12 protein-coding genes and 1 tRNA gene are annotated in these 12,073 nt (G+C 64.1%); 7 read left to right on the top strand and 6 right to left on the bottom strand.

The window, feature by feature from the left end; genetic code table 11:
• Nucleotides 1-8: 8 nt before the first annotated feature.
• Together phrB and KH389_RS03980 are read left to right on the top strand one after the other, a co-directional pair.
• Nucleotides 9-1,436: a deoxyribodipyrimidine photo-lyase gene (gene phrB / locus KH389_RS03985; RefSeq protein ID WP_213606910.1), complete on the top strand. Its 1,428-nt coding sequence runs from the start codon at nucleotides 9-11 to the stop codon at nucleotides 1,434-1,436.
• Nucleotides 1,437-1,446: 10 nt separating this feature from the next.
• Nucleotides 1,447-2,148 (top strand): SDR family NAD(P)-dependent oxidoreductase, encoded by a 702-nt coding sequence (locus tag KH389_RS03980; RefSeq protein ID WP_160296671.1) that lies wholly within the window; start codon nucleotides 1,447-1,449, stop codon nucleotides 2,146-2,148.
• 57 nt (nucleotides 2,149-2,205) lie between these two features.
• Here KH389_RS03980 and KH389_RS03975 read toward each other — a convergent pair whose 3' ends face one another.
• From KH389_RS03975 to hemA, 6 genes are all read right to left on the bottom strand, one after another.
• Nucleotides 2,206-2,724, bottom strand: coding sequence for an acyloxyacyl hydrolase (locus tag KH389_RS03975; RefSeq protein WP_043864335.1), 519 nt, complete (start codon nucleotides 2,722-2,724; stop codon nucleotides 2,206-2,208).
• Between the two features lie 114 nt (nucleotides 2,725-2,838).
• Nucleotides 2,839-3,630: a glutamate racemase gene (gene murI / locus KH389_RS03970; protein ID WP_213606909.1), complete on the bottom strand. Its 792-nt coding sequence runs from the start codon at nucleotides 3,628-3,630 to the stop codon at nucleotides 2,839-2,841.
• Nucleotides 3,623-4,378, bottom strand: a complete 756-nt coding sequence (locus KH389_RS03965; protein ID WP_043864334.1) for a molybdopterin-synthase adenylyltransferase MoeB — start codon at nucleotides 4,376-4,378, stop codon at nucleotides 3,623-3,625. The genes murI and KH389_RS03965 overlap by 8 nt, the downstream gene beginning before the upstream one ends.
• The gene (prmC, locus tag KH389_RS03960) at nucleotides 4,372-5,202 is read right to left on the bottom strand and encodes a peptide chain release factor N(5)-glutamine methyltransferase (RefSeq protein WP_123752284.1); all 831 of its coding nucleotides are present in this window, start codon (nucleotides 5,200-5,202) and stop codon (nucleotides 4,372-4,374) included. The genes KH389_RS03965 and prmC overlap by 7 nt, the downstream gene beginning before the upstream one ends.
• On the bottom strand, nucleotides 5,203-6,285 hold the full coding sequence (prfA, locus tag KH389_RS03955; protein WP_054916244.1) for a peptide chain release factor 1: 1,083 nt from the start codon (nucleotides 6,283-6,285) through the stop codon (nucleotides 5,203-5,205).
• On the bottom strand, nucleotides 6,282-7,559 hold the full coding sequence (gene hemA, locus KH389_RS03950; RefSeq protein WP_043864331.1) for a glutamyl-tRNA reductase: 1,278 nt from the start codon (nucleotides 7,557-7,559) through the stop codon (nucleotides 6,282-6,284). Before hemA ends, prfA begins: the two co-directional genes overlap by 4 nt.
• A gap of 177 nt (nucleotides 7,560-7,736) precedes the next feature.
• Here hemA and KH389_RS03945 point away from each other — a divergent pair, with 177 nt between their 5' ends.
• From KH389_RS03945 to KH389_RS03925, 5 genes are all read left to right on the top strand, one after another.
• Entirely contained in the window at nucleotides 7,737-9,467 is a 1,731-nt protein-coding gene (locus KH389_RS03945; RefSeq protein ID WP_054916245.1) for a tetratricopeptide repeat protein, read from the top strand.
• Between the two features lie 4 nt (nucleotides 9,468-9,471).
• Nucleotides 9,472-10,089: a lipoprotein insertase outer membrane protein LolB gene (lolB, locus tag KH389_RS03940; RefSeq protein WP_043864329.1), complete on the top strand. Its 618-nt coding sequence runs from the start codon at nucleotides 9,472-9,474 to the stop codon at nucleotides 10,087-10,089.
• Nucleotides 10,089-10,937: a 4-(cytidine 5'-diphospho)-2-C-methyl-D-erythritol kinase gene (ispE, locus tag KH389_RS03935; RefSeq protein ID WP_043864328.1), complete on the top strand. Its 849-nt coding sequence runs from the start codon at nucleotides 10,089-10,091 to the stop codon at nucleotides 10,935-10,937. Before lolB ends, ispE begins: the two co-directional genes overlap by 1 nt.
• A gap of 34 nt (nucleotides 10,938-10,971) precedes the next feature.
• Nucleotides 10,972-11,046, top strand: a tRNA-Gln gene (locus KH389_RS03930).
• 47 nt (nucleotides 11,047-11,093) lie between these two features.
• Complete coding sequence (locus KH389_RS03925; protein WP_010225730.1) at nucleotides 11,094-12,035, top strand: ribose-phosphate pyrophosphokinase; 942 nt, start codon at nucleotides 11,094-11,096, stop codon at nucleotides 12,033-12,035.
• Nucleotides 12,036-12,073: the final 38 nt, after the last annotated feature.

Here is a 12,073-nt window from a genome sequence, read left to right as displayed (position 1 = left end):
GATTTCGTATGCAACTGATCTGGCTGCGCAACGACTTGCGCGTTCACGACAACACTGCGCTGGCCGCTGCCTGCTCGCGCGGGCCCACCCTGGCGGTGTGGCTGGTAAGCCCCGGGCAGTGGCTCGCCCACGACGACGCCCCGTGCAAGGTGGACTTCTGGCTGCGCAACCTGCACAGCCTGCGCCAGTCACTGGACGCCCTGAACATTCCCCTGCTGATTGTGCATGCCGACCAGTGGGCCGATGCGCCTCGGGTGCTGCTCGCGCTGTGCAGGCAACATGCGGTCAGTGCCGTGCACCTGAACGAGGAATACGGGGTACACGAACAACGTCGCGATCAGGCCGTGCAGCAGGCATTGCGCCAGGCCGACATCCAGGTGCACAGCTACCTGGACCAGTTGCTGTTCAAGCCCGGCAGCATCCTGACCCGCAGCGGCGGTTACTTCCAGGTGTTCAGCCAGTTTCGCAAGGTGTGCTACGAACGGCTTCACCTGGGGCTTCCCTCACGGGTAGCGGCGCCGGCAGCCCAGGCCCGGCTGGCCATTGCCAGCGACACCGTCCCCACCCAGGTGGCCGGCTTCGAGACGCCGCCCGACGCGTTGCGCACGCTGTGGCCGGCAGGCGAGGATGAAGCCGCGCGCCGCCTGGCGCGCTTTGTCGACGAGGCCATCGAGGATTATCCGGTACAGCGCGACCTTCCTGCCGTGCCTGGCACCAGCCAGCTGTCGGCCTACCTCGCCGCCGGGGTGATCTCCCCCCGCCAGTGCCTGCATGCCGCCCTGGCCTGCAACTTCGGCGAATTCGACAGCGGGAATGCCGGCGCCATCACCTGGATCAATGAACTGCTGTGGCGCGAGTTCTACAAGCACATCCTGGTGGGCTACCCGCAGGTTTCCCGCCACCGTGCCTTCAAGTCACATACCGAAGCCCTGCCCTGGCGCAACGCGCCACAGGACCTGCTGGCCTGGCAACAGGGCCGCACCGGCATCCCTATCGTGGATGCGGCCATGCGCCAGTTGCTCGCCACAGGCTGGATGCACAATCGCCTGCGCATGGTCACGGCCATGTTTCTGACCAAGAACCTGCTGATCGACTGGCGTGAAGGCGAACGCTTCTTCATGCGCCACCTGATCGACGGCGACCTGGCCGCCAACAACGGCGGCTGGCAGTGGAGCGCCTCGACCGGTACCGACGCCGTGCCCTACTTTCGGATCTTCAATCCGGTGAGCCAGTCACAACGCTTCGACCCTGCAGGGCGATTTCTGAAGCACTGGCTGCCTGAACGCGGCAACCTGGACCACAAGGCCGTCCATTTACCCAATGTCCAGAACGATTTGTTTGCAATAGATGTCTATCCTCATGCAATTGTAGACTTAAGTTCTAGTCGACAACGCGCACTGGATGCGTTCAAACACTTACCTAAACGCAACGATTGAGGAAAGGATCTTGAGCAGTGATCGACCTCGGCGCATCTGGATTACCGGTGCCAGCAACGGACTTGGGCATGCCTTGGCAGAGGCGCTGCTTGAACAGGGCTGCAAGGTGGCGCTCAGTGTTCGCAATCGCGACGATGCACACCCCCTTGAGACCGACTATCCCGGTAGGGTCCTTGTGCTTGCCGGCGACCTGCACCAGTTGCCGCAGGCCAGGCGCGCCTGCGCCACCCTGACCGAGCAATGGCAGGCCATCGACGGCCTGATCGTCAACGCCGGCACCTGCGACTACCTGCCGTTGCCGATTACCCAGACACTGCTGCAGGACGTGGTGCGAAGCAACCTGGCCGCCGCCTCGCACTGCCTCGAAGGCGCGCTCCCCCTTCTGGACAAGGGGCGCGCCCCGCAGGTGGTGGGGATTCTCAGTGCGTACTCTGCCCTGCAGCTGGGCGAGCCCGGCCAGCCGCGGCGCCCTGCCAACAGCATCGCGTCACTGTTCGAAGACGCCCGCCCCCTGCTGGTCGCACACGGCATCGACCTGACCATCGTGGCCCCTCAGACACCTGCACAGGCCATGAACACACCCACTGCCATCCCGGATGAGTGGGACGCCAGTTCGGCTGCCAGCGCCATCCTGCAACGCCTGGGCGAACGCCCGCAGCAGTTGACCCTGCAGGCGCTGGCGGTCAATGAGCTGTGGCCGCTGCCAAAATGAAAAAAGGCCCTGACGCAAGTCAGGGCCTTTTTCGTGGTGCAGGGTACCGGCCGACCGTCAGAGCGGCATGCGGTAGTGCAGCGAATAGCTTTCCACGCCATCGTTGGGGCTTTGCAGGCCCGCGTTCGAATAGTGGATGGCACGCACGCCTACCTCGTGTCCGCCCGCGAAACGCAAGCCGAACCCGATGCGGTCTTCGAACTGGAACGACGAGCCGAGCTTGTTGGTTTCAAGCTTGGTGCTGGAGAAGGCCGCTACACCGATACCCGCCTCGATGTAGGGTTTGACCGACTCACCGGCGAACTCGTAGACGAACACGGGCGCGAACGAGAGGCTGTGGTTGCTGGAAGTCTTGTCGCCGTCCCAGTAGGTGTAGGCACCGTCCCAGTAGCCGGTCACGCGGCCGACGCTGGTCTGCCACCAGCTGGCGTCCCAGTTGGACTGCAGCCCAAGGCGATAGACCATGGTCGAATCACCGGTCTGCCCTACGGAAAACGAGGCGTCAGCGGCGTTTGCGGTGAAAGAGTGCCCCAGGGTAACGGCTGCAATCGCAGCCAAGCAAAGCAGTTTCTTCATGAGAAACGTCCCTTTTCCTAAATGCTGTTGTGGTTTTGTGTCTCATCAGACGATTGAATAGAAATCGGCAGTAGTACGATAGTTCAGGAAAAAAATGCATTTTTCACAGTTTTTTTACAAGTCGAAGCTTCGCACACTGTCAGATTTATTCCACAACATCGGCAGAATCTTTACCAAATGTGCCGGACTGCCGCTGGTCCAGAACTGCGCAGGCTGCGCCGGGCCGCGGGCCAGCAGGTCCCGTTCACCCAGCAAACGCTGGAGTTGCCGGGCCACGGCAGCGCCGGTATCGATGATGGCCACAGCCGGCGGCACCATGTGCGCCAGCAGCGGTTTCAGGAAGGGGTAATGGGTGCAGCCCAGGATCAGGGTGTCGCAGCCGGCGGCCAGCAGCGGCTCGACATAGCCCTGCAGCAACTGGCGCAGCGCGGGGCTGTCCAGGTCGCCCGCCTCGATCAGTTCCACCAGCCCCGGACACGGCTGGGTAACTACACGAACGTCGCTGGCAAAGCGATCCAGCAACGCGGCGAACTTGGCGCTCTGCAGGGTGCCGGTGGTTGCCAGCACCCCTACCACGCCACTGCGGGTGGCCGCTGCCGCCGGCTTTACCGCCGGCTCCATGCCCACCAGTGGCCAATGCGGGTAGCGCTCGCGCAGATCGGCCACCGCCGCCACGGTGGCGGTGTTGCAGGCCAGCACCATGGCCTTGGCGCCCTGTTGCTGAAAGAACTCGGCTACCAGGCGGCAGCGCTGGCGGATGAACTCGGGCGACTTCTCGCCATAGGGAATATGCCCGCAGTCCGCCACATACAGCAGCGACTCGTCGGGCAGCAGGCGGCTGATTTCCGCCAGCACCGACAGCCCGCCCACGCCGGAATCGAACACCCCGACAGGCGCTTCACGCATGGCCGGCGCCACACACGCTGCAGGCCGGGTCGCGCTTGACCCGCAGCTCGCGAAACCGCGTTCCCAGGGCATCGACAAGCAGCAGGCGACCCACCAGCGGCTCGCCAAACCCGGCCAGCAGCTTCAAGGCCTCCAGCGCCTGCAGGCTGCCCACCAGGCCTACCAGCGGGCCGAGCACACCGGCTTCGCTGCAGGTCAGCTCGGCTTCGCTGCCATGCCCGTACAGGCAGTGGTAGCAGGGGCTGAGCGGGTTGCGCGGATCGAACACCGACAGCTGGCCTTCCAGGCGAATGGCCGCACCGCTGACCAGCGGCTTGCCGGCCGCGACGCAGGCAGCGTTCACCGCCTCGCGGGTGGCAAAGTTGTCACAGCAGTCCAGTACCAGGTCGACCGCCCCCACCGCCTGGGCCAGGGAGTCTTCATCCAGGGCCTGGCGATGGGCAACCAGGGCGACCTGCGGGTTGATCGCCTGCAGCCGGGCCATGGCCGAATCGACCTTGCTCAGGCCCACGGCGGCCGTGTCGTGCATCACCTGGCGTTGCAGGTTGGTCAGGTCGACCGTGTCGAAGTCGGCCAGGTGCAGCTCGCCGACCCCGGCCGCCGCCAGGTACAGCGCCACCGGCGAACCCAGGCCGCCCAGGCCGACGATCAGTACCCGGCTGCCCTTGAGGCGCAACTGCCCGTCGATATCCACCTGGGCCAACAGGATCTGCCGGCTGTAGCGCAACAGCTCCTCGTCGTTCAGCATGCCAGGCGCCCGAGGCTGATGCGCTCATGGCCGCCAAGGTCGGTACGGCTCTGGATCTGCTCGAACCCGTGTCGCGCCAGCAGTTCGCGCACCGCTGCAGCCTGGTCATAGCCATGTTCCAGCAGCAGCCAGCCGCCGGGCAGCAGGTGCTGCGGGGCCTGTGTGATGATCTGGCGCAGGTCGTCGAGCCCGTCGCTGCCGGCCACCAGCGCACTGCTGGGCTCGAAGCGCACGTCGCCGGCCGCCAGGTGCGGGTCCTGCTCGGCGATGTAGGGCGGATTGCTGACGATCAGCGCAAAGCGCTGCCCTGGCAGGGCGTCGAACCAGTGGCTGGCAAGCACCTTGGCGTTGTCCAGCTGCAAACGCTGGCGGTTGCGCTCGGCCAGGGCCACGGCTTCGGGCACCCGGTCGACGGCCGTCACCTGCCAGCCGCCGCGCTCGCTGGCCAGGGCCAGGGCAATGGCGCCGCTGCCGGTGCCCAGGTCGAGCACCTGCAATGGCGTTGCCGGCAGCAGCTCAAGGGCGACCTCCACCAGCAGCTCGGTGTCCGGCCGCGGGATCAGCGTGTGCGGGGCCACTTCCAGGTCAAGCTTCCAGAAGCCCTGCTGGCCGAGGATATAGGCCACCGGCTCGCCTTCGCTGCGCCGCTGCAGGTAGGTGGCGAAGGTCGCGGCCGCTTCGCTGCTGACGATGCGCTCGGGCCAGGTGTGCAGGTAGCTGCGCGATTTGCCGATGGCCGCAGCCAGCAGCAGCTCAATATCCAGGCGCGCGGTGGGCGAGTCGGGTAGCTGCGCCCCGCGCAGCAGGCTGGCAATGATGGTCATTTACTCACCCAGTGCGGCCAGTTGATCGGCCTGGTATTCGGACAGCAGCGGCTCGATGATCGCATCGACGCCGCCCGCCAGTACTTCATCCAGCGAATACAGGGTCAGGTTGATGCGGTGATCGGTCACCCGGCCCTGTGGATAGTTGTAGGTACGGATACGCTCGGAGCGGTCACCCGAGCCCACCAGCAGCTTGCGCTCGCTGGCGATCGCGTTCTGCGCGGCACTGGTCTGCATGTCGTTGAGCCTGGCCGACAGCCAGGACATCGCACGGGCGCGGTTCTTGTGCTGCGAGCGCTCTTCCTGGCATTCGACCACGATGCCGGTGGGCAAGTGGGTGATGCGAATGGCCGAGTCGGTCTTGTTCACGTGCTGGCCGCCCGCGCCGGAGGAGCGGTAGGTGTCCACCCGCAGGTCGGCCGGGTTGATCTCGATGGCCACCTGCTCGTCGGGCTCGGGCAGCACCGCCACGGTGCACGCGGAGGTGTGGATGCGGCCCTGGGACTCGGTTTCCGGCACCCGCTGCACGCGGTGTGCGCCAGACTCGAACTTGAGCTTGCCATACACGCTGTCGCCCTCGACGCGGGCGATGATTTCCTTGTAGCCGCCGTGCTCGCCCTCGTTCTCGGAGAGGATTTCCAGGCGCCAGCCGCGACGCTCGGCATAACGCGAGTACATGCGGAACAGATCGCCGGAGAAGATCGCCGCCTCGTCGCCACCTGTGCCGGCACGGATCTCGAGGAACACGTTGCGCCCGTCGTTGGGGTCCTTGGGCAGCAGCATGCGTTGCAGTTGCCCTTCGATAGCGGCCAGTTGCTCCTTGGCCTCGCGTACTTCTTCGACCGCCATTTCGCGCAGGTCCGGGTCGCTGTCCTTGAGCAAGGCCTGGGCACCCTCCAGGTCAGCCTGCACCTTGCGCCACTGCGCGTAGGTCTGTGCCACGGGCTCGACCTCGGCATATTCGCGCGAGTAGGCACGGAAGCGCGTCTGGTCCGAAATCACTTCGGCGTCACCCAGCAGGGCGGTCAATTCCTCGAAACGGTCCTGGAGCGTGTCCAGTTTATTCAGCAGCGACGCTTTCATTGCGGGGTTTTATCCGTGGAGCCCTCGTTGAGGGCAAAGAGTTCCTGGGCCATGGCCAGCGCATCGAGGCGGCCTTCGGCAGACAGCTTTTTCAGTTGCACGCTCGGCGCGTGCAGCAATTTGTTGGTCAGGCCGCGGGCCAGCTGCGCCAGCACCTCTTCGGCGTTGCTGCCGTTGGCCAGCAGGCGCTGGGCCTTTTGCAGCTCTTCGTCGCGCAGGCGCTCGCTCTGCTGGCGGTAGGCCTTGAGCACATCCACCGCAGCCAGCTCGCGCAGGCGCAGCATGAAGTCCTCGGCGCCCACGGTGACCAGCTCTTCGGCGGCCTGGGCGGCGCCCTGGCGGCTCTTGAGGTTTTCGGCCACCACATCATGCAGGTCGTCGACGGTGTACAGGTACACGTCGTCCAGCTCGCCCACCTGCGCCTCGATGTCGCGGGGCACGGCGATGTCGACCATGAAGATCGGCTTGTGACGGCGCTGCTTGAGCGCACTCTCGACCGCGCCCTTGCCCAGGATCGGCAACTGGCTGGCAGTGGAACTGATCACGATATCGCTGTTGACCAGCTCCTGCGGGATGTCCGACAGCAGCACCGCATGGGCACCGAACTGCTCGGCCAGGGTGCTGGCGCGCTCCAGCGTGCGGTTGGCCACCACGATGCGGCGCACGCCCTGCTCGTGCAGGTGTCGCGCCACCAGCGTGATGGTTTCGCCGGCACCGATCAGCAGGGCCTGGCTGCGGCCCAGGTCGCTGAAGATCTGCTTGGCCAGGCTCACGGCGGCAAATGCCACCGACACCGGGTTTTCACCGATGGCGGTATCGGTACGCACCTGCTTGGCGGCGCTGAAGGTCGCCTGGAACAGGCGCCCCAGCAGCGGGCCGATGGTGCCGGCCTCGCGCGCCACGGCATAGGCCGATTTCATCTGGCCGAGGATCTGCGGCTCGCCCAGCACCAGCGAGTCGAGCCCGGAGGCCACCCGCATCATGTGCCGCACGGCGCCATCATCTTCATGGATATAGGCGCAGGCGCGCAGTTCATCCAGGCTCAGCTTGTGATAATCGGCCAGCCAGCGCAGTACGCTGTCCGCCGCCAGGTGATCCTGTTCGATGTACAGTTCGCTGCGATTGCAGGTCGAAAGGATCGCAGCTTCGCGGCTGGCGGTCAGTCGACACAGCTGCTGCAAGGCTTCGACCAGCTGCTCGGGCGTAAACGCCACGCGCTCGCGTACGTCTACCGAGGCAGTCTTATGGTTGATACCGAGGGCAAGAAAGGCCATTCAAGGTCGCTGATTGTGACGAGAAGCCGATAATTGTCCTACTTCGCCGGATAGAGAACAACCACCGCTCGTTATTGTCTCTTATAGTCTGTATCCAAAAGCCCCATCGACGATGGGTTTGCCATGATCCTTGTGTCATGATGATCCGACCGCAGGTAAGCCGCCCAAATCCTCCCTATGAATAGATCTTCCGCGTTATTCCTCGCCTTTGCCTTGCTCCAGGGTTGCCAGACGCTGACCCCGGGCGCCCGGGACGCCACGGCGCCTGCCGACGATGCGGCCACGGTCGCCGAGGCCAAGAAGCCCACGGTGTACGGCTCGTTCACCCAGGACACGGTGTACAGCCTGTTGACCGCCGAGCTCGCCGGGCAGCGCAACCGCTTCGATATCGCCCTGGACAACTACGTCACCCAGGCGATCAAGACCCAGGACGCGGGCATTTCCGAGCGGGCATTTCGCATTGCCGAGTACCTGGGCGCCGATCAGGCCGCCCTCGATACCGCACTGATATGGGCCAGGAACGACCCCGAGAACCTCGACGCACAACGCGCCGCCGCCATCCAGCTGGCGCGCAGCGGACGCTATGACGATTCGATGGTGTTCATGGAGAAGGTGCTGCAGGGTCAGGGCGACACGCATTTCGACTTTCTCGCGCTGTCGGCGGCCGAAACCGACCAGGACACCCGCGACGGCCTGCAGAAAAGTTTCGACCGCCTGCTGGTAAAGTACCCCGACAACAGCCAGCTGGTGTTCGGCAAGGCCCTGCTGCTACAGCAGGACGGCAAGTCCGAGGCCGCCCTGGCGCTGCTCGAAGCCCACCCGCCGGCGGACGGTGAAATTGCCCCGATCCTGTTGCGTGCGCGCCTGCTGCAATCGCTCGACCGCGGCCCCGAAGCCCTGCCGCTGCTGCGCAAGGCCATCGCCCGCAACCCCGACGACAAGCGCCTGCGCCTGACCTACGCGCGCACCCTGGTGGAGCAGGACCGCATCGACGACGCCAAGGTCGAGTTCGCCAACCTGCTGCAGCAATACCCCGAAGACGACGAACTGCGCTATTCGCTGGCGCTGGTGAGCATCGAGGCCAAGGCGCTCGACGAAGCCACCAGCTACCTGCAGGAACTGATCGAGCGCGACAGCCACGTGGATGCGGCGCACCTGAACCTGGGGCGCATCTTCGAAGAGCGCAACGATTCCGAAGCGGCCCTGACCGAGTACGCCCTGGTCGGCCCTGGCAACGACTACCTGCCCGCGCAACTGCGCCAGGCCGACATCCTGATTGCCAACGGGCGCACCGACGAGGCCAGCCGGCGCCTTGCCGAAGCCCGCGAGGCGCAGCCGGACTACGCGATCCAGCTGTACCTGATCGAGGCCGAAACCCTTGGCAACAATGACAAGGACGCCCAGGCCATGCAGGTGTTGCAGGCAGCGATCCGGCAGTACCCGGACGACCTGAGCCTGCTGTACAGCCGTGCCATGCTCGCCGAGAAGCGCGACGACCTGGCCCAGATGGAAAGGGACCTGCGCAGCATCCTGCAACGCGAACCGGAAAACGCCATGGCGCTCAATGCGCTGGGCTACACCCTGGCCGACCGTACCACCCGCTATGCCGAAGCCAAGGGCCTGATCGAGAAAGCCCTGCAGATCAACCCCGAAGACCCGGCCGTGCTCGACAGCCTGGGCTGGGTCAACTACCGCATGGGCAACCTGGACGAGGCCGAGCGCCTGCTGCGCCAGGCCCTGGAGCGCTTCCCCGACCACGAGGTCGCGGCGCACCTGGGCGAAGTGCTGTGGGCCAACGGCAAGCGTCGTGAAGCCCGCCAGGTTTGGGCCAAGGCCTTCGAAGGCCAGCCCGACAGCCCTATTCTGCGCAAGACCGTCTTGCGCCTGACCGGATCCGAGACTCTATAAGCTTATGTTACTGCGCCATTTCATCACCTTCAGCCTGATCGCCGTGCTTGCCGGCTGTTCCAGCTTCGGCTCCCGCGAGGCCGTGCAGGGCCAGGGCAACGCGCAACTGTGGCGTGAACACAAACAGCAGTTGAGTACCCTCGACGGCTGGCAGATCAACGGCAAGGTGGGCATCCGCGCACCGAAAGACTCCGGCAGTGGCACCCTCTTCTGGCTGCAACGCCAGGACTACTACGACATTCGCCTGTCCGGCCCGCTGGGTCGCGGCGCCGCACGGCTTACCGGCCGTCCGGGCCAGGTGGTGCTGGAAGTGGCCAACCAGGGCCGTTTCGAGGCACAAAGCCCGGAAAGCCTGCTGGCCGAGCAACTGGGCTGGGAGCTGCCGGTATCGCACCTGGTGTGGTGGGTACGCGGCCTGCCCGCCCCCGACAGCAAGAGCCAGCTGACCCTGGACGGCGACAGCCGCCTGGCCAGCCTCAAGCAGGACGGCTGGAGCGTCGAGTACCTGAGCTACACCGAACAGAACGGCTACTGGCTGCCCGAGCGCCTCAAGCTGCACGGCCAGGACCTCGACGTGACCGTGGTGGTCAAGGAATGGCAACCGCGCCAGCTGGGGCATTGATGATGAGCCGATTGACCCTGCCGGCCCCGGCCAAGCTCAACCTGATGCTGCACATTCTCGGCCGCCGCGACGACGGCTACCACGAGCTGCAGACGCTGTTCCAGTTTCTGGACCATGCCGACGAACTGAGTTTCGACCTGCGCGACGACGGCCAGGTCATCCTGCACAGCGACCTCAAGGATGTGCCCCACGAGAGCAACCTGATCGTGCGCGCGGCGCGCAAGCTGCAGCAACTGACCGGCTGCCCCCTGGGCGTGGACATCTACCTGAAGAAGGTACTGCCCATGGGCGGCGGCATCGGCGGTGGCAGTTCGGATGCCGCCACCACCCTGCTCGGTCTCAACCACCTCTGGCAGCTTGGCTGCAGCGAAGACCAGCTGGCCGAGCTGGGCCTGACACTGGGCGCCGACGTGCCGGTTTTCGTGCGCGGGCACGCGGCGTTTGCCGAAGGCGTGGGCGAGAAGCTCACCCCCGTCGACCCCGAGGAACCCTGGTACGTCGTGCTGGTACCGCAAGTATTTGTAAGTACAGCAGAAATTTTTTCGCATCCGTTGTTGACACGTAATTCACCGCCCATTAAGATGCGCCCCGTTCCCAAGGGAAACAGTCGTAATGACTGCCAACCGGTAGTAGAGCAGAGTTACCCGGAAGTACGTAACTCACTGAATTTACTAGGTAAATTCACGGATGCTAGGCTAACCGGAACTGGAAGTTGTGTGTTTGGGGCCTTCCCAAGCAAAGCTGAAGCTGATAAAGTTTTGGCCCTTCTTACAGAGACCCAAACAGGGTTTGTGGCTAAAGGAAGCAACATCTCAATGTTGCATCGCACGCTGCAAGGTCTGCTCTAGGAATCGAGTATCAGGTACTCGCAGCAACAGATACAGGGGCGTCGCCAAGCGGTAAGGCAGCAGGTTTTGATCCTGCCATGCGTTGGTTCGAATCCAGCCGCCCCTGCCATTTTCCTATACTCATCCAGGTATACCCTCAGCCTTCAGGTACTGCGCGTGTCCAAGATGATGGTCTTTACGGGGAACGCTAACCCCGATCTGGCTCGGCGTGTCGTACGTCAGCTGCATATCCCTCTCGGTGACGTCTCTGTCGGTAAGTTCTCCGACGGCGAAATCAGCACTGAGATCAATGAAAATGTTCGTGGTAAAGACGTTTTCATTATTCAGCCGACTTGCGCGCCAACCAACGATAACCTGATGGAACTGGTAGTGATGGCCGATGCCTTCCGCCGCTCCTCAGCGTCTCGAATCACTGCCGTGATTCCTTACTTCGGATATGCCCGCCAGGATCGCCGTCCGCGTTCGGCGCGTGTAGCTATCAGCGCCAAAGTGGTTGCCGACATGCTCACCGTCGTCGGGATCGACCGTGTTCTCACCGTCGACCTGCACGCTGACCAGATCCAGGGTTTCTTCGATATTCCGGTAGATAACATCTACGGCTCCCCCGTTCTGGTGGATGACATCGAAGACCAGCGTTTCGAGAACCTCATGATCGTGTCCCCGGACATCGGCGGCGTCGTGCGTGCACGTGCTGTTGCCAAGTCCCTGGGCGTCGATCTGGGTATCATCGACAAACGCCGCGAGAAGGCCAATCACTCCGAAGTGATGCACATCATCGGCGACGTCGAAGGACGTACGTGTATTCTCGTCGACGACATGGTCGACACCGCCGGCACCCTGTGCCACGCGGCCAAGGCCCTGAAAGAACACGGCGCGGCAAAGGTTTACGCCTACTGCACGCACCCTGTCCTGTCGGGTCGCGCGATCGAGAATATCGAAAACTCCGTGCTGGACGCACTGGTGGTGACCAACACCATCCCGCTGTCCGCTGCAGCACAAGCCTGTGACCGTATCCGTCAACTGGATATCGCACCGGTCGTGGCCGAAGCGGTTCGCCGCATCAGCAACGAAGAATCGATCAGCGCGATGTTCCGCTGAGGGCCTGGCCCTCGCGAGATCACGTTGACGTAAAGCGC

Source organism: Pseudomonas qingdaonensis (genome assembly GCF_018398475.1).
GTDB lineage: Bacteria > Pseudomonadota > Gammaproteobacteria > Pseudomonadales > Pseudomonadaceae > Aquipseudomonas > Aquipseudomonas palmensis.
Note: the sequence above shows the minus strand (reverse complement) of the source record. Positions and strands in the feature narration are given on the sequence as shown.